Genomic DNA, 25,220 nt, shown 5'->3' on the forward strand with positions numbered 1-25,220 from the left:
GCTTCACGGGGCTGTCAACAGGTTCGGATGCGGCTTCGGGTTCACAGCGCCGGCTGCAAGTGTTTGGATCATCGAAGGGTTGCCCGCCGGCGGCCCGGCTTCGGGAAAGACAAGGGTGGCTGCCATGCGCATGATCGGGACAAGGGGCAGAAGGGGGCTGGCTGCCACGCTTGCGACGCTTTGCGCGCTGGTCTTCGCCACCGCTGCAAGCGCGGCGGACTGCACGGGCCGCGACCTGATCGCCGAACTGCCGGCCGGGCAACGGGCGCAGTTGGACGAGGCCGTCGCCGGCACGCCCTATCCGCAGGGCATCTTCTGGCGGGCGACCAAGGGTGAGGCGCGGATCGAGATCGCGGGCACCTATCACTTTCCCGACCCGCGGCACGAGGCGACCGTCGCGCGCATGGCCCCCCTGATCGCGCAATCCGGCGCCCTTCTGGTCGAGGCGGGTCCGGAAGAGGAAAAGGCTTTGACCGACCACCTGAGCCGCGATCCCGCCCTGATGGTCGATCCCACCGGGCCCACGCTGCCGCAGCGCCTGGGGGACAGGGACTGGCAGGCCGTCGCCCAGGCCGTTGAACAGCGGGGCGTGCCTGCCATCCTCGCCAGCCGGATGCGCCCCTGGTATGTCGCCATGCTGCTGGGCCTGTCGCCCTGCATGCTGGGCCAGGCGCAGGATCTTGCCGACCGGCAGGGCCTCGATCACCGGCTGGTGGATCATGCGCGGGGCGAAGGCGTGCCGGTGCTGGCGCTGGAACCCTGGGACACGCTTTTCACCATCTTCCGGGATCTCACCCCCGAGGAGGAAAACGACATGATCCGCGCCGCGCTGCCCGCAGCGAGACTGGCCGACGATTATGCGGCCACCTCGCTCGAGGCGTATTTCCGCGGCGACATCTGGCAATTGTGGGAATTCGGCCGTCTGGATGCCCGTGAGAACTCGGGCCTGCCGTCCGAGGCCGTGGACCGCCAGATGCAGCTTGCCGAGGATCGGCTGATGACCCGGCGGAACAGATCATGGATCGGCCCGTTGACCCGGGCGGCCGAGGCGGCCGCGGCCGAGGGCAAGCCCGTGGTCGCGGCCTTCGGGGCGCTGCACCTGCCGGGCGAGACCGGCGTGCTGCGCCTGCTGGAGGCCGAGGGCTGGACGATCACAGAGGGCGGATGATGAGCAGGACCGACAACCGGTGGGCCGACGAGGAGGCCCTGTGGACCATGGGCGCGGGCGAGGCCTGGCGGCGGATGCACCCCTCCTGCATCGTGGTGCGCCCTGAGGGGGCGATCCAGGGGGCCGAGGTTCTGGCGCTGCTGAACGCGGGCCCGCGCGCGACCAAGGTCTGGCTGACCGAGCGGCTGATGGTCGAAACAGAGGATTGCGTGGTGCTGGCCTATCGCGCCACCGTGGCCCGGCAGGGAAGCGAGACCGAACTGCTGTGCAGTTCGACCTGGGTCCGGCAGAAGGACGACTGGCAGCTGATCCAGCACCAGCGCACGGCTCATCCCGCCCCCGAGGCCTGACGATTGTCCCTGAGGGCAGGTCTGCCGCACCACATCCGCTTTCATGGGGCCTACACCGCGGGCCTTGCCGCAGCCACCCTGCTGGCCTCTCGGCTGCCGCTGACCGACTGCATCCTGATCGGCGGCTGACCGGCCCCGCGCCGCAGCCTTCACAAGGGACGGCCCCGCGCCTATAAGCCGGACCAATCGCGCCACGAGGGAACGCTTCATGATCCAGGTTTTCGGCCACAAGGCCCCCGATACCGACTCCACCGGCTCGCCGCTGATCTGGGCCTGGTATCTGTCCGACGTCCGCAAGACCCCCGCCAAGGCGGTCCTGCAGGGGATGCCCAACACCGAGGCCGTCTGGATGCTGGGCAAGTGGGGCGTCCAGATGCCCGAGATCATCGAGGACGTGGCTGCCGGCGACCAGTGCGTGATCGTGGACACCAACAACCCGGCCGAGCTGCCCGCCTCGCTGGACCAGGCCGAGGTGATCGAGATCATCGACCATCACCTGCTGGCCGGCGGCATCACCACCCGCACGCCGATCAACATCACGATCCGTCCGCTCGCCTGCACGGCGACCATCATGCACGACCTGATGGGCGCGGACCTCGACCGCGCGCCGGCCTGGGTCAAGGGCCTGATGCTGACCTGCATCCTGTCCGACACGCTCGAGTTCCGCTCGCCCACCACGACGCCGCATGACCGGCGCGTGGCGGAAAAGCTGGCCAAGGACCTGGACATCGCCATTCCGACCTACGCGATGGAGATGTTCACCGCGAAATCCGACGTTTCGGCCTTCTCGGACGCGGCCCTGCTGAAGATGGACAGCAAGGAATACACGCTGGGCGGCAAGCAGATGCGGATTTCCGTGCTGGAAACCACCGCGCCGCAGGTGCTGCTTGACCGCAAGGACCGCCTGGTCGCCGCCATGCCCGGCGTCGCGGCCGAGGACGGCGCCGACGAGGTGATGCTGTTCATCGTGGACATCCTGAACGAGCAGTCCACCCTGCTGGTCCCCAACGACTTCGTCCGTCGCGTGGCCGAGGCGTCCTTCGGCGTCCCGGTCGAGGGCGACAGCGTGGTCCTGCCCGGCGTCGTCAGCCGCAAGAAACAGATCATCCCCGTGCTCAAGGTCTGAGCGGGGCATCGTGACGACAGGGCCGGGGCCATTCCCGGCCCCTCGCATTTCAAGGCAGCGAAAGGGCAGGAACATGACCCGCATCATCCGGAACCTCGCCGAGATCGGCGGCGACTATGGCGTTCTGTTCTGCGACCTGTGGGGCTGCGTCCACAACGGCAAGATCGCCTATCCGGCTGCCATCAGCGCCCTGCAGGCCTATCGCGCCGCGGGGGGCAAGGTGGCGCTGGTCACGAACGCCCCGCGCCCGCGCGGCCTCGTGGCCGACCAGATCGCGCGGCTGGGGGTGCCGGACGACGCCTGGGACGACATCGTCACTTCGGGCGATGCCGCGCAGGACGCGATGTTCGCGGGCCGGGTCGGCAGCCGCGTCTGGCACGTGGGCCCCGACCGCGACCTAGGCTTCTTCACGGAAACCGAGGACCCGCGCGCGTCCGCCATCACCCGCGTCCCGCTGGAGGAGGCCGAGGGCGTCGTCGTCACCGGCCCCTATGACGACCGCACCGAAACGCCCGAGGACTACCGCGAGCGGCTGGCCGCGGCGCGCGCGCGCAACCTGCCGCTTCTTTGCGTAAATCCCGACCTCGTGGTCGATTTCGGCGAGCAGCGGCTTTACTGCGCGGGCGCCCTTGCCCAGCTTTACGAGGAGATGGGCGGCGAGGCACTGTACTTCGGCAAGCCCCATGCGCCGATCTATGACCTTGCCCGTCGCCGCCTGGGCGTCAGCCTTGATGTGCCCGCGCTGGCCATCGGGGACGGCATCGGCACCGACATCCTTGGCGCGGTCAACCAGGGGATCGATTCGCTGTTCGTCACCGGAGGCCTTGCCGCCGAGCACATGGGCGATGACGTGGAAAGTCCCGAGGCGCACCGGCTGGAAGCGTGGCTTTCGGATCAGCGCATCTCGGCCACCTACGCCATCGGACGGCTGCGCTGACGCCGCGTCGCAACAATCGTTCGGACCGAAGACCTATCCTTTAGAATTATTGCTCGTCCTCTCTCCCTCTGCTACGCTGCGATGCAGCAGAGGGGGCCATGATGCTCGACAATCATCCGCGCGGCACGATCGTCATCGAGGATCTCGAGATCGGAATGGTGCGGCACCTGCTCAAGCAGGTGACGGACGATGACATCGAAATGTTCGCGCAGGTCTCGACGGACCGGAACCCGGTGCATCTGGACGATGCCTATGCCCGCGACACGATCTTCGAGGGCCGGATCGCCCACGGGATGCTGACTGCGGGGCTGATTTCCGCCGTGATCGGAGAGCAGTTGCCCGGTCACGGCACTGTCTACCTTGGCCAGACGCTGAAGTTCATGGCGCCCGTCCGCCCCGGCGACACGGTGCGGGCCGAGGTGCAGGTGGAATCGATCGACCACGCGAAGCGCCGCGTCACCCTTGCCACGCGCTGCCTCGTGGGCGATACGGTCGTGCTGAAAGGCGAGGCGGTAGTTCTGGCGCCGTCGCGCAAGTTCGACTGACCGATCCGACCGGGGCATGGCCCGGACGTGGGGGCCCATGCAGAATCCGCCGATGCACATCCACCGCGACTGGCGCGGTCTTCCGGCATCCGCCCGCGGCGCGACCGTGGCCATGGGCAATTTCGACGGCGTCCACCGGGGTCATCGCGCCGTGATCGACGCGGCCCGCGCCGCGCGCCCTGACGCGCCCCTGGGCATCGTCACCTTCGAACCCCACCCGCGCGAGTATTTCGCGCGCCTCGCCGGGCGCGAGGAGCCGCCCTTCCGCCTGATGAACGCCGAGGCGCGGGCGAACCGCTTGGCCCGGCACGGCGTCAGCCAGCTTTACGAACTGCCCTTCGGCCCCACGCTGGCCGGGCTCACGCCCGAGGACTTCGCCCGCGAGGTGCTGGCCGAGGGGCTGGGCGTCGCCCATGTCACCGTGGGCGAGGATTTCCGCTATGGTCGGGGCCGCGCGGGCGACATCCATACGCTGGTCGAGGCAGGCCAGCGCCTCGGCTTTGGCGTGACGGCCGTGCCGCTGCTGGAAACGGATGACGCGGCCACCAGTTCGACCGCGATCCGCGAGGCGCTGGCCGGGGGCCGCCCCCGCGACGCCGAACGGATGCTGGGCCACTGGCACCGCATCGAGGGCGAGGTGATCCACGGCGAAAAGCGCGGCCGCGAGCTGGGCTATCCGACCGCGAACCTGGCGCTGGAAGGGCTGCACCTGCCCAAGCTGGGTGTCTATGCGGTTTTGGTGGACGTGCTGGAGGGGCCGGACAAGGGCAACTACGCGGGCGTCGCCTCGCTGGGGGTGCGTCCGATGTTCGGCGAGAACGCGCCCAACCTGGAGACCTTCATCTTCGACTTCGACGGCGATCTTTACGGCCGCCACATCTCGGTCGCGCTGGTCGACTACCTGCGCCCCGAGGCGAAGTTCGAGGGGCTCGAGGCACTGATCGCCCAGATGCGCAGGGACGAGGATCAGGCGCGCCGCATCCTCGCGGCTGCCTGATGCGCGAGCGTTTCTGGGAATTGCCGCTGGATGAGCTCGAGCCCGCCGAGTGGGAAGCGCTCTGCGACGGCTGCGGCAAGTGCTGCCTCAACAAGATCGAATATGAGGACGACGGCAGTCTGGATTTCACCTGCGTCGCCTGCAAGCTGCTGGATGGCGACAGCTGCCGCTGCTCGTCCTATCCGAACCGCCACGACTATGTTCCGGACTGCGTGGTGCTGACGCCAGACAAGCTGGCCGAGATTTCCTGGTGGCTGCCGGCCACCTGCGCCTATCGCCTGCGGGCTGAGGGCAAGCCGCTTTACCCTTGGCACCACCTGATCTCGGGCGACCCCGAGGCGGTCCATCGCGCGGGCGTTTCCGTGCGCGGCCGCACCGTCAGCGAGGCGGACGTGCCCGAGGAAGATTGGGACCGCTACGTCATCGAGGATCTTTCATGAATTTCGGCTCGGACAATTCATCGGGCGTCCACCCGCGCATCATGCAGGCACTGGCGGATGCGAACGAGGGCGTGGCGGGATCTTACGGCCGCGACGACCTGACCCGCCGCGCCTGCGAGGCCGTGCGCGAGATGCTGGGCGCCCCCCGGGCCGCCGTCTTCCTGCTGGGCACCGGCACGGGCGCGAACGCGCTTGCGCTGGCGCAGCTTTGCCCGCCCTGGGGCCGGATCTTCTGCCACAAGACGGCACATATCGAGACCTCCGAATCCGGCGCTCCCGCCTGGATGGCCGGTGGCGCGCAGCTTGCGCTGGTCGAGGGCGAGGCGGGCCGGATGACGCCCGACACGCTGGCGGCCCGCATCGCGGATTACCCGCAGGAGGACGAGCACGACGGCAAGAACGCCGTCCTGTCGATCACCAACGCGACCGAGTGGGGCACCGTCCACGACACGGCGGGTGTCGCCGCGCTGACGGCGGTCGCGCGGGACGCGGGGATGACGGTCCACATGGACGGGGCGCGCTTTTCCAACGCGGTGGCTGCGACGGGGGCCTCGGCTGCCGACCTGACCTGGCGCGCGGGGGTTGATGCGCTCTCGCTCGGGGGGACCAAGAACGGCTGCCTCGCGCTGGAGGCGGTGGTCTTCTTCGACCCCGACCGCGCCCGCGACTTTTCCTTCCGCCGGATGCGGGCGGGGCACCTGTGGTCCAAGCACCGTTTCCTCGCCGCGCAGATGCTGGCCTGGCTGGAAGGCGACCTGTGGCTGACCCTCGCCCGCCACGCCAACGCGGCGGCGGTTGAATTGGCGACGGGCCTGCGGAGCGCGGGCTTCCAGCCGATGGTCGCCGTCGAGGCGAACGAGATCTTCATCCGCCTGCCGCGCGACCTGATCGCCCGGCTGCGAACGGCAGGCCTGCGCGCCGCCGACTGGCCGACCGTTGGCGACGACGAGACGCAGGGGACGATCCGGCTGGTGACAAGCTGGGCCACGACCGAAGGCGAGGTCGCGACCCTTCTGCGCGCGCTTTAACCCAGCGCCTCGATCATCATCCTCAGCGCATGGGCCGTCGTGGCCCGGCGTACGCCGTCGCGGCCCAGCGGGCCGAAGTCCACCGTTTCCGTCCAGGTGCCGCGTTCGTCCGCGATGCCGAAGCAGACGCGGCCCTCGGGCTTGTTCTCGGTCCCGCCCGGCCCCGCGACGCCCGTGACCGCGACCGCCAATCCCGCCTTGGCGCGGTCGCGCGCGCCCGCCGCCATCTCGGCCGCGACCTCGGGGCTGACGGCGCCGTGCGCCTCGATGGTTTCGGGCTTCACGCCCAGCATCTCGGTCTTGGCCCCGTTGGAATAGGTGATGAAGCCCCGGTCCAGCGCGCCCGAGCAGCCGGGAATGTCGCTCAGCGCGGCTGAGATCATGCCGCCCGTGCAGCTTTCGGCGGTCGCCAGCATAACACCCTTGTCGGTCGCCGCCTTCAGGGCGCGCTCGGCCAGGGCCTTCAGGTCCTCTGCGGGTTTGTCGTCCATCACATCACTCCGTGCGAAAGTCCGGCGGCCAGGATCGAGGCCACGGCCGCGAAGATCCCGGCCCAGATGTCGTCCAGCATCACGCCCGCCGCGTCGGTGCGGCGGTCGGCGCGGCCGATGATCCAGGGCTTCCAGATGTCGAACAGGCGGAACAGCAGGAAGGGCACGACCCAGGCTGGCCAGGGGAAGAGGCTGGCCGGCATTCCCGCGAACCAGAACCCGCCCGAGGTGGCGCACAGCGCAATCATCTGCCCCGCGACCTCGTCGATGACGATGACGCTTTCGTCCTTTTCGGTCCGCCCTTGGGTTGCCTTGCCGACGGCCCAGAAGCCCAGCGCGATGACCAGCAGCGTGACCATTGCGACCAGCGGAAAATGCCCCAGCCGGTGCAGGACATAGCCCAGCGCGATTGTCGCCGCCGAGGCCCAGGTGCCCGGAGCGGGCCGCAGGTGCCCGAGACCGAAGCCGGTTGCGATCAGCCGCTCCATCATGCCTCGCGGATCAGGGTGGCGGTGGCGATCGAGGCGATGCCTTCCTCGCGTCCGGTGAAGCCCAAGCGTTCCGAGGTGGTGGCCTTGACGCTGACGCGCTCGGGCTCGACGCCCATGATTTCGGCCAGCCGCGCCTGCATGGCGCCGGCATGGGGGCCGATCTTGGGCCGCTCGCAGACCAGCGTCACGTCGGCGTTGCCGAGGCGATAGCCCATGGACCGCGCAAGCTCGGCGGCGTGGCGCAGGAAGATCTCGCTCGCGGCGCCCTTCCACTGCGGGTCCGAGGGCGGGAAGTGCCGCCCGATGTCGCCCTGCGCCAGCGCGCCATAGATGGCGTCCGTCAGCGCGTGCATCCCCACGTCGGCGTCCGAATGACCGACAAGGCCCTTGTCATGCGCCACCTGCACGCCGCACAGCCAGACATGGTCGCCCGGCCCGAAGGCGTGGACGTCATAGCCGTTGCCAAGCCGCACATCCATGTCTGTCCCCCGCATCCGCAATATCCGCCCGGCCCGCTCCAGGTCGCCCGGCCATGTGATCTTGAGGTTGTCTTCGTCCCCCGGAACGATGCGGACGGCAAGCCCCTGCCGCTGCACCAGCTCGACGTCATCCGGCGCGGCTTCGGCAGCGGCCCGGTGCGCGGCGAGGATCACGGGCAGCGCAAACCCCTGCGGCGTCTGTGCCCGGTAAAGCCCCGCACGCTCGGCAAAGCCGGTGACGACATCCTCGGTCCCGCGCCAAAGCGCGTCCGTGACGGAAAGCCCCGGCGCGGCCGCCTGGGCGCCTTGGGCAAGCGCCTCCACCACCGCGCCGATGATGGCGGCCGAGACCAGCGGGCGCGCTCCGTCGTGGATCAGCACATGGGTGATGCCTGAACCCTCCAGCACCTCGAGCCCCGCGCGTACGCTGTCCGACCGCGTGGCGCCGCCTGCCACCAGCGTGACGCGCCCGCCGAGTTCCCCGAGGGCATGGTCCATGTCGTCGGGGTGGACGGTGACGACGATCCGGTCGAAGCCTGCGAAGGCGTCGATGCTGCGCGCCAGCACGCTCCGGCCGGACAGGGGAAGCCACTGCTTGGGCATCTCGCCGCCCATCCGCGTGCCACGCCCTGCGGCGGTGATCAGCACGGCGATGCGGTCGCGGGGCAGGGCGGGGCGGGGGGCGCTGTCGGAAGTCATGCCCTGCCGATTAGCGCGGCTGATGGGCTTAGGCCAGCGTGAGACGTGGCGGCTCGCTTTCGAAACCTCGGTCTTTCTTCTTTGCCCAAATATCCCACGGGGGATTGTCGTATACGACAATGGGGGTGTGAAACCCCCGGTCCGGCGGCGCCACCCCTCGAACCCTCCGCCCCCTCGCGCCCGGGGTCCATCGCGGCTATATCCCGTGGCAACACCGCGCCAAGCGACAGGAGCCGCCGATGACCGATCTTTCCCCCAGCGACCTTGCCAAGGATGCCGCCGCGCGTGCCGGGGTCGCGCTGGTGCAGGACGGGATGCGGCTTGGCCTCGGCACCGGCTCGACCGCCGTCTTCATGGTCCACCGTCTGGCCGAGCGGATCAGGGCCGAGGGTCTGCGCCTGCGCTGCGCCGCGACCAGCCGCGCGACCTGCGACCTGGCGGGCCAGCTTGGCATCCACATCGAGGAGCTGGACGAGATCGGCTGGCTGGACCTGACGCTGGACGGCGCGGACGAGATCGATCCCGACCTGAACCTCATCAAGGGCGGCGGCGGCGCGCATCTGCGCGAAAAGATCGTGGCCGCCGCGTCCGACCGCATGGTGGTGATCGCGGACCCCACCAAGGTGGTCGAAACGCTGGGCGCCTTTCACCTGCCGGTCGAGGTGATCCCCTTCGGCGTGGAAACCACGATCGTCCACATCCGCCGCCTGCTCGACTCGCTTGACCTGACGCATCGCCCGATCCTGCCGCGCCAGCGCGACGGGCGCATCTTCCACACGGACGAGGACAACCTGATCCTCGACCTGTCGCTGGACGTGATCACGGATTGCAGCGCGATCTCCTCGGGCCTGCACGCGATTCCGGGCGTCGTGGAACACGGGTTGTTCCTTGGCATGTGCGACCTGGCGCTGGTGGGGGCGCCGGACGGCTCGGTGATCGAGATGACCAAGCCCGAGGTGACGGCGTGAGCTTCGACTACGACCTCTTCGTCATCGGCGGCGGCTCGGGCGGGGTGCGCGCGGCGCGCATCGCGGCGGGCCAGCATGGCGCGAAGGTGGCGCTGGCCGAGGAAAGCCGCATGGGGGGCACCTGCGTCATCCGGGGCTGCGTGCCCAAGAAGCTGATGGTCTTCGCCTCGCAGGCCCCTGCCGCCGCCGAGGAATCCCGTGGCTACGGCTGGCTGGGTGCCGAGGCGGGCCGCTTCGACTGGCTCACCTTCCGCGAAAAGTTGCACGCCGAGCTGTCTCGCCTCGAAGGCGCCTACCGCAGCGGTCTGCTGGCGGCCGGGGTCGAGGTCCACGACTGCCGCGCTACGCTGGTCGATCACCACACGGTCGCGCTGGCCGACGGGCGGCAGGTCACCGCGAAGCACATCCTGATCGCGGTCGGCGGCCGTCCCACCCTGCCGGGCATCCCGGGCGAGGAACTGGGCATGGTGTCGGACGACCTGTTCACCATGGAGGAGATGCCGCGCCGCATCCTTCTGGTCGGCGGCGGCTTCATCGCCTGCGAGTTCGCAACGATCCTCAAGGGCCTCGGCGCGGACACGACGCTCGTCTATCGCGGCGGCAAGCTGCTGCGCGGCTTCGACGAAGGCGGTCGCACGCTTGTCACCCACCAGCTGGAACATATCGGCGTCACCCTGCGGCTGAACGCCAACCCGGCGCGGCTGGACCGCGACGCCCAAGGCATCCGCGTCACCTACGAGGATGGCGCGGTCGAGCATCACGACGCCGTTCTCTTCGCCACCGGCCGCTCACCTTTTACCAAGGGGCTGGGGCTGGAAAACACCGGCGTCAGGCTGGGCCGGCGCGGCGAGATCGTCGTGGACGAATGGTCGCAGACGGCCGTGCCCTCGATCTTCGCCGTGGGTGACGTCACCGACCGGATCAACCTGACCCCCGTCGCGATCCGCGAAGGCCATTCCTTCGCCGATACCGTCTTCGGCGCGCAGCCCCGCAAGGTCTCCCACGATCTTGTCGGCGCCGCCGTCTATGTCCGGCCGCACGAACTGGCCTCGATCGGACTGACCGAGGAAGCGGCGGCCGAGCAGGGGCCGATCGAGGTCTACGAGGCGCTGTTCCGTCCCATGCGCTCGCTTTTCGCGGGCTCGGACCTGCGGGCGATGATGAAGCTGGTCGTGGACGACGTGACGCGGCGCGTGCTGGGTTGCCACATCTTCGCGCCCGAGGCGGGAGAGATGATCCAGCTGGCCGCCGTGGCCATCGGCATGGGCGCGACCAAGGAACAGTTCGACGCGGCCATCGCCGTCCATCCGACCCTTGCCGAAGAGCTTGTGACGATGCGGATGCCGGTGCGGCGGGCAGGAGGTGCGACGGCGTGACCGCCTTTGGCGGTCACATACGCGAAGGTGCGCGTCGCGAGGCCTTGTCGTGACCGGCATGGTCCTTAGTTAAGGCTTTGAATTGGACGAAAGGCTTACGAATGGCACAACAGGGACCCTGGGGCGGCGGCAACGGCGGGGACGACGAACGGCCACCACGCCCGCAAGCGCCGAGACCCGAACGGGGTGAACCCCCACGTCCCTGGGGGCAGCAGGGACCCGGGCAGCCACCGCCTGGCGGCAAACGGCCCGATCAGATCCCCGAGATCGAGGAGCTGATGCGCAAGGGTCAGGACCGGTTGCGCGTCCTGATGGGCGGGCGCGACGACGGCGCCCGCCGCACCGGCGGGCCAAGGGGTCCGCGCCGCGAGCTTCCCCGGATGGACCGCGGCAAGTGGGGCATCTTCGCGCTGGGCGCGGTGGCGCTCTGGGCATTCGCCAGCATCTACCAGGTGGACACTTCGGAAAAATCGGTCGAGCTGCTGTTCGGCCAGCCCTATGCCGTGCGCGACGACGGTCTGAACTTCGCGCCCTGGCCCTTCGTCACCTACCAGATCGTGGGCGTGACCCGCGAACGGACCATCGACCTCGGCACCGGCCGCGATCCGATGGACAGCGGGCTGATGCTGACCCGTGACCAGAACATCGTGGACCTGACCTACCAAGTCGTCTGGAACATCTCGAACCCCGAGCAGTTCCTGTTCAACCTCGCCGATCCCGAGGGGACGATCCGCGCCGTGGCCGAAAGCGCCATGCGCGACATCGTGGCGCGCAGCGAGCTGGCGCCGATCCTGAACCGTGACCGTGGCGTGATCCAGACCGACCTGGAGCAGGCGATCCAGGCGACGCTGGACAGCTACCAGGCCGGCATCAACGTGCTGCGGGTGAACCTTGGCCGGGCCGACCCGCCTGCCGAGGTGATCGACAGCTTCCGCGAGGTGCAGGCCGCCCAGCAGGAACGCGACCGGCTTGAAAAAGAGGCCGACGCTTATGCGAACCGCGTCCTGGCCGCCGCCCGAGGCGAGGCCGCGGCCCTGGTCGAGCAGGCCGAGGCCTATCGCGCCCAGGCCGTCAACAGCGCCCAGGGTGAGGCCGCGCGCTTCAACTCGGTCTATGACGAATATGTCAAGGCGCCCGACGTGACCCGCCGCCGGATGTATCTGGAAACGATGGAGCGGGTGCTGGGCAACGTGGACAAGGTGCTGATCGACGGCGAGGCCGGGCAGGGCGTGGTGCCCTATCTGCCGCTGAACCAGTTGAACAGCACCCCCGCGCCGCGCACCGGCGCGAACGCAGGGGCCGGCAGCGCCGGAACCGCCACGCCGACCACGACGACTCCGCAGACGGGGACCAACTGATGCGCCGCACCCTTTCAATCCTGGCCCTGCCGCTGGTCGTCATCCTCGCGGTGGCGATCATGGCCTCGGTCTATATCGTGGACGTGCGCGAAAAGGCGCTGGTGCTGCGCTTCGGCGAGGTCGTCACCGTGCGCGAGGAACCGGGCCTCGGCCTCAAGCTGCCGATCATCGATCGCGTGGTGCGCTATGACGCGCGCATCCTCGGCCTGCAGACCGAGCCGATGGAGGTCACCCCGCTGGACGACCGCCGCCTCGTGGTGGACGCCTTCGCACGCTGGCAGATCGCCGATGCCGTCACCTTCCGCCGCGCCGTGGGCGAGGGCGGGATCGACTTCGCCCAGCAGCGCCTGGGCGGGATCATGACCAACGCCATTCGCGGCGTGCTGGGCGCGGTCCCCTCGACCACGGTGCTGTCGAACGACCGGACCGCGCTGATGGCGCAGATCCGCGATGCTGCTCGGAACGAGGCGGATGCGCTGGGCATCCAGATCATCGACGTGCGCCTGACCCGCACCGATCTGCCGGAACAGAACCTCGCCGCGACCTATGCCCGGATGCGGGCGGAACGGGAACGCGAGGCCGCCGACGAGATCGCCCGCGGCGGCGAGGCCGCGCAGCGCGTCCGCGCGACCGCCGACCGGACCGTGGTCGAGCTGACCTCGGATGCCCGCCGCAAGGCCGAGATCGTGCGAGGCGAGGCTGACGCGCAGCGCAACGCCATCTATGCCGAGGCCTTCGGCCGTGACCCCGAGTTCTTCGCCTTTACCCGCTCGATGACCGCCTATGAGCGGGCGCTGCAGCAGGGCAACAGCTCGATCGTGATCAACCCGACGGGCGAGTTCTTCGCCTATCTGGGCACCGGCTCGGACACGGGGGTGAACCCGACCGCCGTGCCGCCCGAGGTTGCCGCCGCCGTGCCGCCCGAGGCGCCCTCGATCAGCGAGGTGGCCGAGGAGGCCGCGGCGCAGGCCGCCGCCGCCGCAGCCCAGGCCGAGGCGACCGCCGCCGCCGCCGAGGGTCTGAGCGAGATCATCGGCGTGGACGAGGCGGTCGATGGCGAAAGCGGCGCGGCCGCGACTGCTGCGCCCGCCGCCGGCGGTCAGGGCGCGTCGGGCGGCGCGGTCGCCCCGGCAGCCGGCGTTCCGCAGGCGCCTTCGGCCGGTGATCCGGTGACGGGCGCGGCGGTTCTGGCCGAGCCGCCGGTCGAGGACGGGCAGGCGCCCGCCGCCACCGGGACCGTTCCCGTGGAGCCGGCGCCCGTGGGGAACTGACCCCGGCGCAAGGAAGTTGACGAAAGGCGCGGCCCACTGGTCGCGCCTTTTTGCATGTGCCGGGGAAACCGCGGTGAAAGCGCGTCAAGAGCGAAACGGTTTTCACGACCTGATGACGCAAAGATGCGTTGCCTTCGGGCAACGGCTGACACATATGCGAGGCATGCCCCCGGGGCCGGCCGGGGACTGCGTCTGCCGGCCAAGTCATGGAGATATTTGATGAACTTCAACTCGCTCATGTCCCGGCTTGGCGTGACGGCGTCGGTCATGGCGCTGTCGCTGGCCCTGGCCCCGGCATATGCCCAGCAGGCCCAGACGCAGCCTGTGCCCGCGCAGCAGCAGCCGGTCCAGCCGGCGCAGGCGGCCCCTTCGCAGACCCCTGAAACAACAACGGTCCCCGGCCAGGCGGCGACCGGCGAGGTGCCCCAGGCCGCCGATCCGACCCGGCCCGCGGGCGACCAGGTGGCCTCGGCCACGGCGGTCATGCCCCAGACCTTCGCCGATATCGTCGAACAGGTCAGCCCCGCCGTGGTGAACATCACCACAACGGCGATCGTCTCGCGTCCCGTGAACCAATTTCCCGGCCTTCCCCCGGGAAGCCCCTTCTCGGACCTGTTCCGGGACTTCGGCATTCCCGGCGGTCCTGAATCGCCCTTCGGCGGTCCGGGCGGTCCGCAGATGCAGCAACGCTCGAACGCACTGGGCTCGGGCTTCGTGGTTTCGGCGGACGGGCTGATCGTCACGAACAACCACGTGATCGAAGGCGCCGACGAGATCGAGATCGAATTCTACTCGGGCGCCCGGCTGCCCGCGACGCTGGTCGGGACCGACCCGACGACCGATATCGCGGTGCTGAAGGTCGAGGCGGACAATCCGCTGCCCTTCGTCAGCTTCGGCGACAGCGACGCGGCCCGTGTGGGCGACTGGGTGCTGGCGCTGGGCAACCCGCTGGGGCAGGGCTTCTCGGCCACAAGCGGCATCATCTCGGCGAAAAGCCGGGCGCTGACGGGGACCTACGACGACTTCATCCAGACGGACGCGGCCATCAACCGGGGCAACTCGGGCGGTCCGCTGTTCAACCTGCAGGGCGAGGTCATCGGCGTGAACACCGCGATCCTGTCGCCAAGCGGCGGATCGATCGGGATCGGCTTCTCGATGGCCTCGAACGTGGTTCAGGGTGTGGTGCAGCAGCTGCAGGAATTCGGGGAAACCCGGCGCGGCTGGCTGGGTGTCAAGATCCAGGACGTCAGCCCCGACATCGCAGAATCTCTCGGCCTTGAAACCGAAGGCGGCGCGATGGTGACAGATGTTCCGGCGGGTCCTGCCGCCGACGCGGGCATCCAGGCGGGCGACGTCATCACGGCCTTCGCGGGCGGCCCGGTCAAGGACACCCGCGACCTGGTGCGCCGCGTGGCGGACGCGCCGGTGGGCAACGCGGTGGACGTCACCGTGCTGCGCGACGGCAAGCCCGTGACCCTGAAGGTCACGCTGGGCCGGCGCGAACTGGCGGACTCCGAGGGCACCGGCCAGCAGAACGGCAGCGGCCAGCCGGGCGCCCCCGGTCAGGTGCTCGGGATGACGCTGGCGCCGCTGACGCCGGAACTGGCCGCGCGGCTGCAGGTGCCCGAGGGCACGGCGGGGCTGGTGGTGCAGGATGTCGATCCGGCCAGCGACGCCTCGGCCAAGGGGCTGCAGACGGGCGACCTGATCGTCGAGGCGGGCCAGCAGCCGGTCACCAGCCTGGATGACCTGAACGCCCGCATCACCGAGGCACGCGAGGCTGGCCGACAGTCGGTCCTGGTGCTGATCCGTCGCCAGGGAGAGCCGCGCTTCGTCGCGTTGTCGCTGGAAGAGTGATCGCACTTCCCTGAATCGAAAGAGGCGCCCTAGGGCGCCTCTTTTTTTTGCGGTGCTTGGCTTATTTCGCCGCTTCCAGCACCTTCACCAGCTCGTCGAAGCCTGCCGTGAAGCCGGACAGGGACACGTTCAGCCGGACGAGGTTTTCCTCCATCGTGCCGCCGAAGGGCAGCAGCGAGACGGTGGCCTTGTTCCCGCGCTTGAGGCTGTCCAGCTCGGCCTGGGACATGCCGATGCGCGACACGCAGCCGATCGGCGCGCAGACCATGAAGGGGTAGCGGTTGTTCTTGCCGGCGTCGATCTGCAGGCCCATGCCGGCCTCGAGGTTCGTTTCCAGGGGCGCCACGAAGTTCAGGACCGCCGCCGCCTCACCCGAGAAGGGGACAACCGAAATCTCTGCGACGGGAGTCTGCTGGTCGTCGCGCAGCAGCTGGTAAAGCTCGCAGGGGTCCTTACCGTCCTGGGTGCGCAGGCAGCGCAGCTGCCAGTCGCCGTGGGTCGACTTGGTGTAGTAGCTGCCGACCTGGTCCTGAGCGGGGGTCTGCGCCGGGGCCGCGCCTGCCGCCGGGGCCGGGGTGGCGGTGTCCGATGCCGCGGGGGCAGGGGCCTGGGCGGTCGCGGGTGCTTCGGCGGGCGCGGGCGACTCGGCAGCGGGCGCAGTTTCGGCAGGGGCGGCGGCGCCTTCGGCCGCGGGGGCCGTCACCGGGGCGGGGGTCTGTTCGGCAGGCGCCTGCGCGAAGGCGCCGGCCAGCGGCGCGGCCGCGAGCAGGGCTGCCAGAACGGCAGAAGAGGTGCGAGCCATGTATGATCCTTTCGGCTGAACGCGGCGGCCCTGTTACCATGCGTCCCGTGCCATGTCAGCGGGCGCGCCGTAACCTTTGCGTAGAAGGCGGCAACCAGCCTGCAGACCTGCGGAAAACAAAACGGGGAACGACGGCCATTGGCCCCGTTCCCCGTCCATCCCTGTCAGACCGGCGGTTTTATTGCAGGCGACGTTAGTGCGGCAGGCACCATGCGTCAATTGGCTAAAAGGACTGCATCGCCCGGGCTTTCAGCTGATCGCGCGCAGGCGAGGGCCGGGGATCTGCTGCGCCACCGCCAGGCGCGACTCGGTCAGGATGGCGATCATCAGCATGACGTGCTGATGCAGGTCGTAGTCGGCCGCGCCTTCCTGGCGCGCGGCGTTCATCCGGTCCTCGTCGGCCCGCAGCCGCGCCAGCGCCTGTCCGGGGCTCGGCAGGCTGTCGCTGCGCAGGGTGCGGCGCAGGTCGCGGTCGCGCCGCCACTGCGCCTGGCCGGCAATGGCCGCGCGGACCAGCGCGGCAGGACGGCGCAGCGACGGCAGGACCGGCTGCGCGGGAAAGGCGAGGACGTTGGACATCAGGCTCATGGTGAGGCTCCGGGCGTCGAATGATGCCTCAAGTCTTGCCTGCCTTGTGCCGATGTTGCGCCAGCGGCGGCAGCAGCGTCCGCCGTGGTTAATGATCTTTAGGGATTCTTAGCCATTCCTCACCGAGATGAAGACCGACCTATCTTTTCGGACAGGTTCGGGACCCAGGGTCGGGTCGGCCCGAGGATGACAAGGGAAATGCTGAAATGACGATACTGACGGGTGATTTCGCCGACGCTGCCGCGATCCCGCTGCGGTCCTGCGAAGGGGTGCTGCCCGGAGCTTCCGCCGAAGCGGCGGTGCTGCCGCCTGCCTCGGATGTCATGGCAGTGCCTCGATTGGCCCTGCCCGAGGATGCGCAGCTTTACCTGCGCCATGTCGAAGGGGGAGAGTCGATCCGCGCACTGGCCCGGGAGACGGGCTGCCATGCCTCGACCATCTTGCGCCGCATCCGCCGGTTCGAGAACCGCCGCGACGACCCCCTGATCGACCGCGCCGTGGAGCGGGTCGGCCAGGATGCCCTGACCGAGCAGGACCGCACCGAGATGCGCCGTGTCCTGCGGCGGCTGGCCGAGCCCGGCGCGGTGCTGGCCGTGGCCGAGGGGATGGACAAGGCGATCGTCACCCGCGCAGACATCCGCACGGCGGTGCTGGACCGCCGGTTGGCCGAGACCTTGGCTCTGCGCGGCTGGGTGGCGATGGTGGCGCAGGGCCGCATCACCCGCCATGCGATCACGGCGGCGGGCCGCGCGGCGCTGAAGTCGATGGTCACCGGACGCCCGGTGGGTCTGCCCACGGCGGCCGATTTCGGCAACGCGGCCCCCGTGGACGCCCCCGGCGGCATGGCCGAAGTGGCTGCGCCCTTCGAGATGCCCGACTTCGGTCCCCAAGCAGCGCAGGCCCACCGGATCATGGAGGAGCGCGTCCTTGACGATCCCGATGGCGAGGGGATGCGGCGGATGCGCGTCAACATCGCCGAAAGCCCGCTGCTGGTCCTCGCGCGCCGCCGCGACGCCAATGGCCAGCCCTTCCTGGACAACGGCATGGTCACGGCAGGCGAGCGGCTGCGCGAGGATTTCGAGCTGGCGCAGATGGGCGTGCGCGTCACCCAGAACTGGGACGGCTTCATGACGGCGGGCATCGACGCGGGCTTCGTCCCCGGTGCCGGCGGAGGCGGGTCCGAGGCCGCGCGCCGCCGCGTGGCCGAGGCGCTGCGCGAGCTTGGCCCCGGCATGGGCGACCTGGTGCTGCGCGTCTGCTGCTTCCTGGAGGGGATCGAGATGACCGAACGGCGGCTGGGATGGTCGGCCCGGTCGGGAAAGGTGGTGCTGCGGCTGGCCCTGATGCGCCTGGAACGGCATTACCGCGAGCGTTACGGCCGGGGCGGGCCGCTGATCGGCTGACAGGTTGCGGGACCGATCTGCTGCACCCGGCCGCGCCGGTTGATCAACCCGGCGGAAAGGACTACCTCGGGGTTCGGGCCACATGGCCGCTTCCGACCCTTCGAGGTTTTCCGATGTCCGACCTGCCGCCGGTCCTGCGCCACCCCGAAAAGGCCCATCGTCCCGACCAGGACCAGCCCAAGAAGCCCGCCTGGATCCGCGTCAAGGCGCCGGTCAGCCAAGGCTACAAGGATACGCGCGACATCCTGCGCACCAACCGCCTGTCCACCGTCTGCGAGGAAGCCGGCTGCCCCAATGTCGGCGAGTGCTGGAGCCAGGGCCACGCCACCATGATGATCATGGGCGAGATCTGCACGCGCGGCTGTTCCTTCTGCAACGTGGCGACGGGCAAGCCCGACGCGCTGGATGTGTTCGAGCCCGGCCGCGTCGCCCATGCCGTGGCGACCCTGGGACTCAAGCACGTGGTCATCACCAGCGTGGACCGCGATGACCTGGACGATGGCGGGGCCGAGCATTTTGCCCAGACGATTCGCGCCATTCGCCACCGGTCGCCCGGTTCCACCATCGAGGTGCTGACGCCGGACTTCCTGAAGGCGAAGCCCGGGGCGCTGGAAACCGTGGTCGAGGCGCGGCCCGACGTCTTCAACCACAACCTGGAAACCGTGCCGGGGCTGTATCCGACCGTGCGGCCGGGGGCGCGCTATTTCGCCTCGCTGCGGCTGTTGCAGCGGGTCAAGGAACTGGACGCCTCGATGTTCACCAAGTCCGGGATCATGGTGGGCTTGGGCGAGGACCGGCAGGGCGTGCTGCAGGTCATGGATGACATGCGGGCGGCCGATATCGACTTCATTACCATCGGCCAGTATCTGCAGCCCACGCCCAAGCACCACCGCGTGGACCGCTTCGTCACGCCCGAGGAATTTGCGGGTTACGAGAAGGCGGCTTGGGGCAAGGGCTTCCTGATGGTGTCGGCCACGCCCCTGACGCGATCCTCCTATCACGCGGGCGATGACTTCGCCCGGTTGCGCCTGGCACGGCAGGCAAGGCTCGCCGGCGCCTGAGCCGCTTGCGTCGGCGCCGGCGTCGGTCTATCGCTGAGGCGCGTGCCCGAGTGGCGGAATGGTAGACGCAGCGGATTCAAAATCCGCCATCCGCAAGGATATGTCGGTTCGAGTCCGACCTCGGGTACCACTTCCATAATCAATCGACTTCAGCCGCTACCCTCTCGGGGTCTGGCCGGGAGATCCATTGGATGCAACCCGGCGGGTGGCGTTCGTTCTTGGAACTGGCGGTTCTGGCGGTCGGCGCATTGCGCATGCAGGGCGACGTGCCTTGCTGATCAAGCCAAGGGCTGCGCGTTCCCCGATGGACCTCAAGCACGCCTCATTGCCTGAAGCTCGAGGACGGGCCGCTTTCCTTGACAAGGCGCTCGGTGAAGGCGGCGATCATCCTCAGGGCCTCGGCCTGCGGGTGGTTCAGCGACAGGGCGGTGGCCGCCGCGCGCTGGGCCGCGTGGTTCAGGACAATCAACTCGTTTTCCAGTCGGGCAGCGAGGTCGGACATTGCCCGGCATCCTCGTGGAATGGGTCCATGTAGAGGGTCCGCCCCTGCATCCCTTGCCGGAGCATTGCCGCCAGGCGCCTGATCGGGGCGCCTGAAACCATGGTGATCGCGCTTCAACGCGCAGAACAGGGCTGACGATCCATTGCTGTTCCGGAATCTGCCCGGAAAATGCGCAGGCTTGCTCTGCCTGGAATGCTTTGCCACCACAGGCGAGTCCGACAGGCAGTCCAGGTCTGGATGCGCCCTCTGCACCTGTGCATTCCGGCTTCGCCACACCGGAAGCCTTCAGGTCTTCCCCGTCAGGCGATGGAGGTTGAGGTCGAGCGTGGCCTCCATCCCGCTTTGCGTGAAGACACGCTGGAACGTGCCGTCCAATTGGTCCCTTACCGCCGACTCGCACATCGTGGTTCCGAAGCCGCTTCGGGAAACCTGCTCGTCCCGAGGCTGGTTCTCGAATTCCTCCGTCCAGCGGATGATGAGGCGGTCACCCTCGCGCGTGCCGGTGATCGCAAGCCGTCCGTTCTTCCCGGACAGTGCCCCGTATTTCACCGAGTTGGTGCAGAGTTCGTAAAGCACCAGCGCCAAGGGCGTGACGGCGGCACCGCTGACGACGATATCCTCGATCCTGACGTCGGCAGGAAGCGGTCCCGTGAAGGGCTGGAGGATTGCTTCGAGAAGCGCGCCGAGAGGCCTTTCCCCAGAGGATTGCGCTCCCTCTGCCGTGGCAGGCGCGGCAAGGGAATGCGCGGCGGCGAGGGCAAGGAAGCGCCCCCGCATAAGGCCCACGAACTCGTCCACCTCCGAAGCCTGGTCGGCGCAGAGCCTCAGCAGTCCGCCGGCAATCGCGAAGCTGTTGCCGACGCGATGCCTCATTTCCGACAGCAGCAGGCGCTGCTGCTCGGCGGCGCGACGCTGGGCCGTGATGTCGCGGGCGATCTTCGACGCCCCGATGACCTTCCCGTTCCTGTCCCGGATGGGCGAGATGCTGACCGAGATCGGAAACAGCTCGCCATTCTTCTTGCGGCGCAGCGTCTCGAAATGCTGGATCCGCTCGCCCCGGCGCAGGCGGTCGATGAAGTCCACCTCCTCGTGCTGGCGGTCCTCGGGGATGAGGATGGTGATCGGCTTGCCCAGCACCTCCTCGGCCGAATAGCCGAAGATGCGTTCGGCGGCCGGATTCCAGCTCAGGATGATACTGTTGAGATCCTTGGCGACGATCGCGTCATCCGAGCCCGCCACGATCGCAGCGAAGTGCTGCTGCAGATTTTCTTCCAGAACTGACATGGCATCTCTTGGATGAAGGGCGAAGTGCTTGGTTTCAGGTAACGAAATGTCCGATCAACCCTTAGGGGGGCCGGGGCGGCGAAGGCTAGCATGCCCCTCGGTCATAGGCGACCCCCAAAGGGAGGGCCGGACGCGACGCCATCGCGGGCGGCGCGAGAGGGCCGTGCGCCGGTGCCCCGGGCAGATCGCGCGGCTTTGCCGAAGGCTTGTCTTCGTGGCTCGGTCCGGGTGAGAAAACGGCTTGGCGACACGACACGGATGCCGCCCTGATCTTCCTCGGGAGCATGGATTGTCTTTCACGATTGGGACGAGAACCCCGCCCAAGATGGCGACGCTGGTGGCATTGGCCGGCATCGCCGCCTTGTCGATGAACGTGTTCCTGCCCTCCCTTCCCGGGATGGCGCGGTATTTCGGCGTCGATTACGGGCTGATGCAGCTGTCGGTTTCGGCCTATCTGGCGGCTTCGGCGGTGGTCCAGCTGCTGGTCGGGCCGATCAGCGACCGCTGGGGACGCCGGCCGGTGATGCTGGGGGCGCTGGCGATCTTCCTTGCGGCGAGCGCGGGGACGCTGCTGGCGCCGAACGCGGGCTGGTTCCTGGTCATGCGGATGATTCAGGCGGTGGTGACGACGGGGCTGGTGCTGTCGCGCGCGGTGGTGCGCGACATGGTTGCGGGACCCGCGGCCGCCAGCCGCATCGGCTATGTCACCATGGGCATGTCGGTCGTCCCGATGCTGGCCCCCATCCTGGGCGGCGCGCTGGACCAGCTGTGGGGCTGGAAGGCGAGCTTCACCGCGATGCTCGCCCTCGGAGTGGCGGTGTTCGTTCTGGCTTGGGTGGACATGGGAGAGACTGCGCGGGGCGGGCTGTCCCTGCGCGCGCAGATCAAGGCCTATCCGGTGCTGGCGCGGTCGGGCCGGTTCTGGGGCTATGCGATGGCGGCGACGCTCGCCTCGGGGGCCTTCTTCGCCTATCTGGGCGGCGCGCCCTTTGTCGGCGAGACAGTGTTCCACCTGTCCCCGGCCGAGGTGGGCTACTGGTTCGCCGCGCCCTCGATCGGCTATCTGCTGGGCAACTTCGCCTCGGGCCGCTGGTCGATCCTTGTGGGCATGGACCGGATGATCCTGTGGGGCGCGGTCGTGACGGTGGCCGCCCTGGCGGTGTCGCTGACGGCCGACCTGGCGCAGTTGCACCATCCCCTGATGTTCTTCGGGGCCGTCGCCTTCATGGGCCTGGGCAACGGCATGGTAATGCCGAACGCCAATGCCGGGATGATGAGCGTGCGGCCCGAGCTTGCAGGAACCGCCAGCGGACTGGGCGGCGCGATGGCGGTTGCGGGGGGCGCGGCCTTGGCGGCGCTTGCAGGCTATTTCCTGGTGCCGGGCGCAGGCGCCACGCCTCTGCTGGTCATCATGCTGCTGTCCGCGCTTGGGTCGCTGGGTGCGATCCTCGCCGTGATGGATGCGCGCTGAGGGGGAGCCCGGTCAGCTTCCTGCCTACCCGTCCCGTTCCGGCGAGTCGGTCACGCCCGTGTCCTCGATCAGCAGCATCGTGTAATCAAGAACCGCCGGGTGGGCGCGGAGGGCCTCGGCGAGCTGGTCGCACCCGGACAGGCTGCGGCTGTAGGTCGAGGTCATGAACTGGATGGTCTTGTTGCGCGAATCGTAGCTCTGGCTGAGGGGCTGGTCGCGCAGGCCGTGGGTCCGCAGAAGCTGGCGGACCGCTGCTGCGTCAAGGTCCTTGCCTTCGCCGACCGTGATCGTCAGGCGCAGGCCCGAACTGCGCGGCAGCACTGCGTAAAGAAGCCGCAGAGCGATCAGGACGACAAGGGTAGCGACCGTGCCGATCAGGGCCAGGCCGAACATCCCCACGCCATAGACCACGCCCAATGCGGCCGCGATCCACAGGGATGCAGCGGTCGTCAGTCCGTGGACCGACGAGCCCTCGCGGAAGATGACGCCCGCGCCCAGGAAGCCGATGCCGGTCAGGATGCCATGCGCCATGCGGGTGGGGTCCGAGACGACCTGCGTACCCGCCAGAAGATTGACCGCCCATTGGCCCTGGTGCGCGGCCGCCAGCGTCAGCAGGGTCGAGGCGAAGCATACGAGCGTATGCGTCCGCAGCCCCGCAGGCTTGCCCTGCAGTTCGCGGTCGAGCCCGATCAGCATGCCGGTCAGCAGGCTGCTGGCGAGCGGAAGCCACATTTCGGCCGTCAGCACAGGCAAGAGGAAGTCTGGCAAGGCGCGCTCCTGTCAGCGGTTCAGACAAAGGTCTGCAAGACATCAGCAGAAGCCGATGCCGCGCCGAACTCAAGTCCGCAAGCAAGGGTGCCCGTTCAAGAGAGGGCAGGGTGCCAATGATCCCCGCGGGCTGTGGGAATGGCATAACATAAGTGGCTGGAGGGCAACCAGGGCGCTGCAAGACAGTTGAGCCCCCGTCACGGCACCGGCGAGGCCCGCAAGCGCTCCCTCAGGGCGCGCCGGCTTCTCAGTGCCTGCGACACGCCGAAAAAGGCGACATCAGCAAAGGAGCCCTGCATGTTCTTCCGCACCAAGCACCTTCAGTTCGACGCAAAGCCCGAGCGCCCCGACCCCGTCTTCGCCAAGATGCTGCAAGAGCCGCTGGGCGGCCAATGGGGCGAGATGAGCGTGATGATGACCTATCTGTTCCAAGGCTGGAACTGCCGCGGCCCACAGAAATACAAGGACATGATCATGGACATCGGCACCGAGGAGATCGCCCATGTCGAGATGCTCGCCACCATGATCGCGCGTCTGCTGGAGAACTCGCCCGTCGAGGCGCAGGAGGACGCGGCCCGGAACAGCGTCGTGGGTGCCGTGCTGGGCGGCAGCCGGGTCGAGGACGTGATCGTGGCGGGAATGAACCCGCAGCACGCCATCGTTTCCGGCTCGGGGGCGATGCCCGCGGACAGCGTGGGCTGTCCCTGGAACGCGAAATACACCATCGCCAGCGGCAACCTGCTGGCCGACTTCCGCTTCAACGTCACCGCGGAAAGCCAGGGGCGGCTGCAGGTGTCGCGGCTGTTCAACCTGACCACCGACCCGGGCGTCAAGCGGATGCTGGCCTTCATGATCGCGCGCGACACCATGCACCAGAACCAGTGGCTCGCCGCCATTGAGGAATTGCGCGCCGACGGGCTGGAGGAAACCCCTGTGCCCTCGAACTTCCCGCAGTCGCTCGAGGACGAGCGCGTCAGCTACCAGTTCTGGAACTGCTCGGAAGGCACCGAAAGCAGTGAAGGCCGCTGGTCGGCGGGCACCACCCCCGATGGCAAGGGGACATTCGAATACCTCGCTTCGCCTCAGCCCCTGTCGAGCGATGAGGGCCTGCTGAACCCGGTCGATCCGCGGCTTTACGGCACGCCCACGCACCCCGTTCCCAAGACTGCAAAGGAGTAAGGTGGCGGAGGCTGGTCTGCACGGCCTAGCCCCCATCCTTGTGCGGGCGCTGCATCGGCAAGCGCCCGCTATGCGCAGAGGATCAGGGAGGAGTGGGGGAGGGCGCATCCGCACTGTTGCGCGTGAAAGATGCGCAGGAAAAAACCCGCCGGGACGGGCGGGCTTTCGGGATTGATCAGGGACCAACCAGAAGGGGGCAACCAAAGGTCACCCCCACGCACTGGTAAACGCCAAGTGGCACACTCACTAACAAGGCGATGATTACCCCAGCAGATCTCGTCTGGTTAGTTGCCAAATAGGACAGGTCGGCCGGATGCTGGAGAATGGAATTGGTAGCGTACTGTCGGCAGGCTCGCTGGTCCTCGAGGTGCCCTGTGTGTCCTTTGGGTTGGAACGTCTTCTGTCACTTGGGCGTTGCGATTCCGTGTAGGATTCGGAGCGGGGCTTGGGATCAGTCCTGCCCCGGTCGCTTTCGTGTCCCAGAAGCGTGGGTAGAAATCGTTGTTCTACAGCCGCTTGCAACGAAGTTGCGGCTTGGATGATTTTTTCGTCTTGCCCTCTCTGTTTGTGTCCCCTAGATA

Annotated in this window: 26 protein-coding genes, 1 tRNA gene and 1 pseudogene; 19 read left to right on the forward strand and 9 right to left on the reverse strand. The window is 68.5% G+C overall.

Annotated elements, in window-relative coordinates; translation table 11 throughout:
- Positions 1 to 3: 3 nt before the first annotated feature.
- A complete protein-coding gene (locus tag ACFFII_RS16420) occupies positions 4 to 126 on the reverse strand; it encodes a hypothetical protein (RefSeq protein ID WP_377699943.1) in 123 nt (40 codons plus the stop codon).
- Between the two features lie 4 nt (positions 127 to 130).
- Here ACFFII_RS16420 and ACFFII_RS16425 point away from each other — a divergent pair, with 4 nt between their 5' ends.
- From ACFFII_RS16425 to ACFFII_RS16465, 9 genes are all read left to right on the forward strand, one after another.
- Entirely contained in the window at positions 131 to 1,168 is a 1,038-nt protein-coding gene (locus ACFFII_RS16425) for a TraB/GumN family protein (protein WP_377699944.1), read from the forward strand.
- Positions 1,168 to 1,518, forward strand: coding sequence for a DUF4440 domain-containing protein (locus ACFFII_RS16430; protein ID WP_377699945.1), 351 nt, complete (start codon positions 1,168 to 1,170; stop codon positions 1,516 to 1,518). The genes ACFFII_RS16425 and ACFFII_RS16430 overlap by 1 nt, the downstream gene beginning before the upstream one ends.
- Before the next feature lie 3 nt (positions 1,519 to 1,521).
- Positions 1,522 to 1,647 (forward strand): hypothetical protein, encoded by a 126-nt coding sequence (locus ACFFII_RS16435; RefSeq protein WP_377699946.1) that lies wholly within the window; start codon positions 1,522 to 1,524, stop codon positions 1,645 to 1,647.
- Between the two features lie 79 nt (positions 1,648 to 1,726).
- Positions 1,727 to 2,644, forward strand: a complete 918-nt coding sequence (locus ACFFII_RS16440) for a manganese-dependent inorganic pyrophosphatase (protein WP_377699947.1) — start codon at positions 1,727 to 1,729, stop codon at positions 2,642 to 2,644.
- A gap of 73 nt (positions 2,645 to 2,717) precedes the next feature.
- Complete coding sequence (locus ACFFII_RS16445; RefSeq protein ID WP_377699948.1) at positions 2,718 to 3,581, forward strand: TIGR01459 family HAD-type hydrolase; 864 nt, start codon at positions 2,718 to 2,720, stop codon at positions 3,579 to 3,581.
- A gap of 101 nt (positions 3,582 to 3,682) precedes the next feature.
- Positions 3,683 to 4,126 carry a MaoC family dehydratase gene (locus tag ACFFII_RS16450; RefSeq protein ID WP_377699971.1) on the forward strand — a complete coding sequence of 148 codons (444 nt, stop codon included), beginning with the start codon at positions 3,683 to 3,685 and terminating at the stop codon, positions 4,124 to 4,126.
- Between the two features lie 52 nt (positions 4,127 to 4,178).
- Complete coding sequence (locus tag ACFFII_RS16455; protein ID WP_377699972.1) at positions 4,179 to 5,123, forward strand: bifunctional riboflavin kinase/FAD synthetase; 945 nt, start codon at positions 4,179 to 4,181, stop codon at positions 5,121 to 5,123.
- The gene (locus tag ACFFII_RS16460) at positions 5,123 to 5,563 is read left to right on the forward strand and encodes a YcgN family cysteine cluster protein (protein ID WP_377699949.1); all 441 of its coding nucleotides are present in this window, start codon (positions 5,123 to 5,125) and stop codon (positions 5,561 to 5,563) included. The genes ACFFII_RS16455 and ACFFII_RS16460 overlap by 1 nt, the downstream gene beginning before the upstream one ends.
- Positions 5,560 to 6,591, forward strand: a complete 1,032-nt coding sequence (locus ACFFII_RS16465; protein WP_377699950.1) for a threonine aldolase family protein — start codon at positions 5,560 to 5,562, stop codon at positions 6,589 to 6,591. The genes ACFFII_RS16460 and ACFFII_RS16465 overlap by 4 nt, the downstream gene beginning before the upstream one ends.
- Here the strand turns inward: ACFFII_RS16465 and ACFFII_RS16470 are convergent.
- Genes ACFFII_RS16470 through ACFFII_RS16480 form a run of 3 tightly spaced genes read right to left on the reverse strand, consistent with a single transcriptional unit; the run spans position 6,588 to position 8,751 of the window.
- Positions 6,588 to 7,082 carry a CinA family protein gene (locus ACFFII_RS16470; protein WP_377699951.1) on the reverse strand — a complete coding sequence of 165 codons (495 nt, stop codon included), beginning with the start codon at positions 7,080 to 7,082 and terminating at the stop codon, positions 6,588 to 6,590. The two genes, ACFFII_RS16465 and ACFFII_RS16470, sit on opposite strands and share 4 nt — an antisense overlap.
- Positions 7,082 to 7,570, reverse strand: a complete 489-nt coding sequence (locus tag ACFFII_RS16475) for a phosphatidylglycerophosphatase A family protein (protein ID WP_377699973.1) — start codon at positions 7,568 to 7,570, stop codon at positions 7,082 to 7,084. The genes ACFFII_RS16470 and ACFFII_RS16475 overlap by 1 nt, the downstream gene beginning before the upstream one ends.
- Positions 7,570 to 8,751 carry a bifunctional 2-C-methyl-D-erythritol 4-phosphate cytidylyltransferase/2-C-methyl-D-erythritol 2,4-cyclodiphosphate synthase gene (locus ACFFII_RS16480; RefSeq protein ID WP_377699952.1) on the reverse strand — a complete coding sequence of 394 codons (1,182 nt, stop codon included), beginning with the start codon at positions 8,749 to 8,751 and terminating at the stop codon, positions 7,570 to 7,572. The genes ACFFII_RS16475 and ACFFII_RS16480 overlap by 1 nt, the downstream gene beginning before the upstream one ends.
- 239 nt (positions 8,752 to 8,990) lie before the next feature.
- Between ACFFII_RS16480 and rpiA the strand changes: the two genes are divergently transcribed.
- The 5 genes and pseudogenes from rpiA to ACFFII_RS16505 all read left to right on the forward strand — a co-directional run bounded on the left by rpiA (position 8,991) and on the right by ACFFII_RS16505 (position 15,581).
- Positions 8,991 to 9,719, forward strand: a complete 729-nt coding sequence (gene rpiA / locus ACFFII_RS16485; protein WP_377699953.1) for a ribose-5-phosphate isomerase RpiA — start codon at positions 8,991 to 8,993, stop codon at positions 9,717 to 9,719.
- On the forward strand, positions 9,716 to 11,095 hold the full coding sequence (gorA, locus tag ACFFII_RS16490; RefSeq protein ID WP_377699954.1) for a glutathione-disulfide reductase: 1,380 nt from the start codon (positions 9,716 to 9,718) through the stop codon (positions 11,093 to 11,095). The genes rpiA and gorA overlap by 4 nt, the downstream gene beginning before the upstream one ends.
- Positions 11,096 to 11,196: 101 nt before the next feature.
- Positions 11,197 to 12,453, forward strand: a complete 1,257-nt coding sequence (hflK, locus tag ACFFII_RS16495; RefSeq protein WP_377699955.1) for an FtsH protease activity modulator HflK — start codon at positions 11,197 to 11,199, stop codon at positions 12,451 to 12,453.
- Positions 12,453 to 13,463 (forward strand): annotated as a pseudogene (gene hflC, locus ACFFII_RS16500) (protease modulator HflC); the annotation flags it as partial. The gene hflK and the pseudogene hflC, both read left to right, overlap by 1 nt.
- Before the next feature lie 744 nt (positions 13,464 to 14,207).
- Positions 14,208 to 15,581: a Do family serine endopeptidase gene (locus ACFFII_RS16505; RefSeq protein ID WP_377699974.1), complete on the forward strand. Its 1,374-nt coding sequence runs from the start codon at positions 14,208 to 14,210 to the stop codon at positions 15,579 to 15,581.
- A 61-nt stretch (positions 15,582 to 15,642) separates the two neighbouring features.
- Here ACFFII_RS16505 and ACFFII_RS16510 read toward each other — a convergent pair whose 3' ends face one another.
- Both ACFFII_RS16510 and ACFFII_RS16515 read right to left on the reverse strand, forming a co-directional pair.
- On the reverse strand, positions 15,643 to 16,383 hold the full coding sequence (locus ACFFII_RS16510) for an invasion associated locus B family protein (RefSeq protein ID WP_377699956.1): 741 nt from the start codon (positions 16,381 to 16,383) through the stop codon (positions 15,643 to 15,645).
- 249 nt (positions 16,384 to 16,632) lie between these two features.
- Positions 16,633 to 16,971, reverse strand: a complete 339-nt coding sequence (locus ACFFII_RS16515) for a DUF6477 family protein (protein WP_377699957.1) — start codon at positions 16,969 to 16,971, stop codon at positions 16,633 to 16,635.
- Between the two features lie 206 nt (positions 16,972 to 17,177).
- Here ACFFII_RS16515 and ACFFII_RS16520 point away from each other — a divergent pair, with 206 nt between their 5' ends.
- From ACFFII_RS16520 to ACFFII_RS16530, 3 genes are all read left to right on the forward strand, one after another.
- Positions 17,178 to 18,374, forward strand: a complete 1,197-nt coding sequence (locus tag ACFFII_RS16520) for a DUF6456 domain-containing protein (protein ID WP_377699958.1) — start codon at positions 17,178 to 17,180, stop codon at positions 18,372 to 18,374.
- A 113-nt stretch (positions 18,375 to 18,487) separates the two neighbouring features.
- Positions 18,488 to 19,435, forward strand: coding sequence for a lipoyl synthase (gene lipA, locus ACFFII_RS16525; protein ID WP_377699959.1), 948 nt, complete (start codon positions 18,488 to 18,490; stop codon positions 19,433 to 19,435).
- Positions 19,436 to 19,479: 44 nt separating this feature from the next.
- A tRNA-Leu gene (locus ACFFII_RS16530) sits at positions 19,480 to 19,565 on the forward strand.
- A 192-nt stretch (positions 19,566 to 19,757) separates the two neighbouring features.
- On the opposite strand, the gene ACFFII_RS16535 is transcribed toward ACFFII_RS16530, so the two are convergent.
- Both ACFFII_RS16535 and ACFFII_RS16540 read right to left on the reverse strand, forming a co-directional pair.
- The gene (locus ACFFII_RS16535; protein ID WP_377699960.1) at positions 19,758 to 19,937 is read right to left on the reverse strand and encodes a hypothetical protein; all 180 of its coding nucleotides are present in this window, start codon (positions 19,935 to 19,937) and stop codon (positions 19,758 to 19,760) included.
- Between the two features lie 285 nt (positions 19,938 to 20,222).
- Positions 20,223 to 21,221, reverse strand: a complete 999-nt coding sequence (locus tag ACFFII_RS16540; protein WP_377699961.1) for a PAS domain-containing HWE histidine kinase family protein — start codon at positions 21,219 to 21,221, stop codon at positions 20,223 to 20,225.
- A gap of 325 nt (positions 21,222 to 21,546) precedes the next feature.
- Here ACFFII_RS16540 and ACFFII_RS16545 point away from each other — a divergent pair, with 325 nt between their 5' ends.
- Positions 21,547 to 22,692, forward strand: coding sequence for a multidrug effflux MFS transporter (locus tag ACFFII_RS16545; protein WP_377699962.1), 1,146 nt, complete (start codon positions 21,547 to 21,549; stop codon positions 22,690 to 22,692).
- A 24-nt stretch (positions 22,693 to 22,716) separates the two neighbouring features.
- Here ACFFII_RS16545 and ACFFII_RS16550 read toward each other — a convergent pair whose 3' ends face one another.
- Positions 22,717 to 23,424, reverse strand: a complete 708-nt coding sequence (locus ACFFII_RS16550; RefSeq protein WP_377699963.1) for an MgtC/SapB family protein — start codon at positions 23,422 to 23,424, stop codon at positions 22,717 to 22,719.
- A gap of 333 nt (positions 23,425 to 23,757) precedes the next feature.
- Between ACFFII_RS16550 and ACFFII_RS16555 the strand changes: the two genes are divergently transcribed.
- On the forward strand, positions 23,758 to 24,639 hold the full coding sequence (locus ACFFII_RS16555) for a manganese catalase (protein WP_377699964.1): 882 nt from the start codon (positions 23,758 to 23,760) through the stop codon (positions 24,637 to 24,639).
- The last annotated feature ends 581 nt before the right edge of the window (positions 24,640 to 25,220 follow it).

Origin of the sequence: Paracoccus niistensis (assembly GCF_042432925.1) — a bacterium.
GTDB lineage: Bacteria > Pseudomonadota > Alphaproteobacteria > Rhodobacterales > Rhodobacteraceae > Paracoccus > Paracoccus niistensis.

Coding starts and splice junctions, on each gene's coding strand:
- ACFFII_RS16420 (WP_377699943.1), bottom strand. CDS start 126: ATGGCAGCCACCCTTGTCTTTCCCGAAGCCGGGCCGCCGGCGGGCAAC.
- ACFFII_RS16425 (WP_377699944.1), top strand. CDS start 131: ATGATCGGGACAAGGGGCAGAAGGGGGCTGGCTGCCACGCTTGCGACG.
- ACFFII_RS16430 (WP_377699945.1), top strand. CDS start 1,168: ATGAGCAGGACCGACAACCGGTGGGCCGACGAGGAGGCCCTGTGGACC.
- ACFFII_RS16440 (WP_377699947.1), top strand. CDS start 1,727: ATGATCCAGGTTTTCGGCCACAAGGCCCCCGATACCGACTCCACCGGC.
- ACFFII_RS16445 (WP_377699948.1), top strand. CDS start 2,718: ATGACCCGCATCATCCGGAACCTCGCCGAGATCGGCGGCGACTATGGC.
- ACFFII_RS16450 (WP_377699971.1), top strand. CDS start 3,683: ATGCTCGACAATCATCCGCGCGGCACGATCGTCATCGAGGATCTCGAG.
- ACFFII_RS16455 (WP_377699972.1), top strand. CDS start 4,179: ATGCACATCCACCGCGACTGGCGCGGTCTTCCGGCATCCGCCCGCGGC.
- ACFFII_RS16460 (WP_377699949.1), top strand. CDS start 5,123: ATGCGCGAGCGTTTCTGGGAATTGCCGCTGGATGAGCTCGAGCCCGCC.
- ACFFII_RS16465 (WP_377699950.1), top strand. CDS start 5,560: ATGAATTTCGGCTCGGACAATTCATCGGGCGTCCACCCGCGCATCATG.
- ACFFII_RS16470 (WP_377699951.1), bottom strand. CDS start 7,082: ATGGACGACAAACCCGCAGAGGACCTGAAGGCCCTGGCCGAGCGCGCC.
- ACFFII_RS16475 (WP_377699973.1), bottom strand. CDS start 7,570: ATGGAGCGGCTGATCGCAACCGGCTTCGGTCTCGGGCACCTGCGGCCC.
- ACFFII_RS16480 (WP_377699952.1), bottom strand. CDS start 8,751: ATGACTTCCGACAGCGCCCCCCGCCCCGCCCTGCCCCGCGACCGCATC.
- rpiA (WP_377699953.1), top strand. CDS start 8,991: ATGACCGATCTTTCCCCCAGCGACCTTGCCAAGGATGCCGCCGCGCGT.
- hflK (WP_377699955.1), top strand. CDS start 11,197: ATGGCACAACAGGGACCCTGGGGCGGCGGCAACGGCGGGGACGACGAA.
- ACFFII_RS16505 (WP_377699974.1), top strand. CDS start 14,208: ATGCCCCAGACCTTCGCCGATATCGTCGAACAGGTCAGCCCCGCCGTG.
- ACFFII_RS16510 (WP_377699956.1), bottom strand. CDS start 16,383: ATGGCTCGCACCTCTTCTGCCGTTCTGGCAGCCCTGCTCGCGGCCGCG.
- ACFFII_RS16515 (WP_377699957.1), bottom strand. CDS start 16,971: ATGAGCCTGATGTCCAACGTCCTCGCCTTTCCCGCGCAGCCGGTCCTG.
- ACFFII_RS16520 (WP_377699958.1), top strand. CDS start 17,178: ATGACGATACTGACGGGTGATTTCGCCGACGCTGCCGCGATCCCGCTG.
- lipA (WP_377699959.1), top strand. CDS start 18,488: ATGTCCGACCTGCCGCCGGTCCTGCGCCACCCCGAAAAGGCCCATCGT.
- ACFFII_RS16535 (WP_377699960.1), bottom strand. CDS start 19,937: ATGTCCGACCTCGCTGCCCGACTGGAAAACGAGTTGATTGTCCTGAAC.
- ACFFII_RS16540 (WP_377699961.1), bottom strand. CDS start 21,221: ATGTCAGTTCTGGAAGAAAATCTGCAGCAGCACTTCGCTGCGATCGTG.
- ACFFII_RS16545 (WP_377699962.1), top strand. CDS start 21,547: ATGGCGACGCTGGTGGCATTGGCCGGCATCGCCGCCTTGTCGATGAAC.
- ACFFII_RS16550 (WP_377699963.1), bottom strand. CDS start 23,424: ATGTGGCTTCCGCTCGCCAGCAGCCTGCTGACCGGCATGCTGATCGGG.
- ACFFII_RS16555 (WP_377699964.1), top strand. CDS start 23,758: ATGTTCTTCCGCACCAAGCACCTTCAGTTCGACGCAAAGCCCGAGCGC.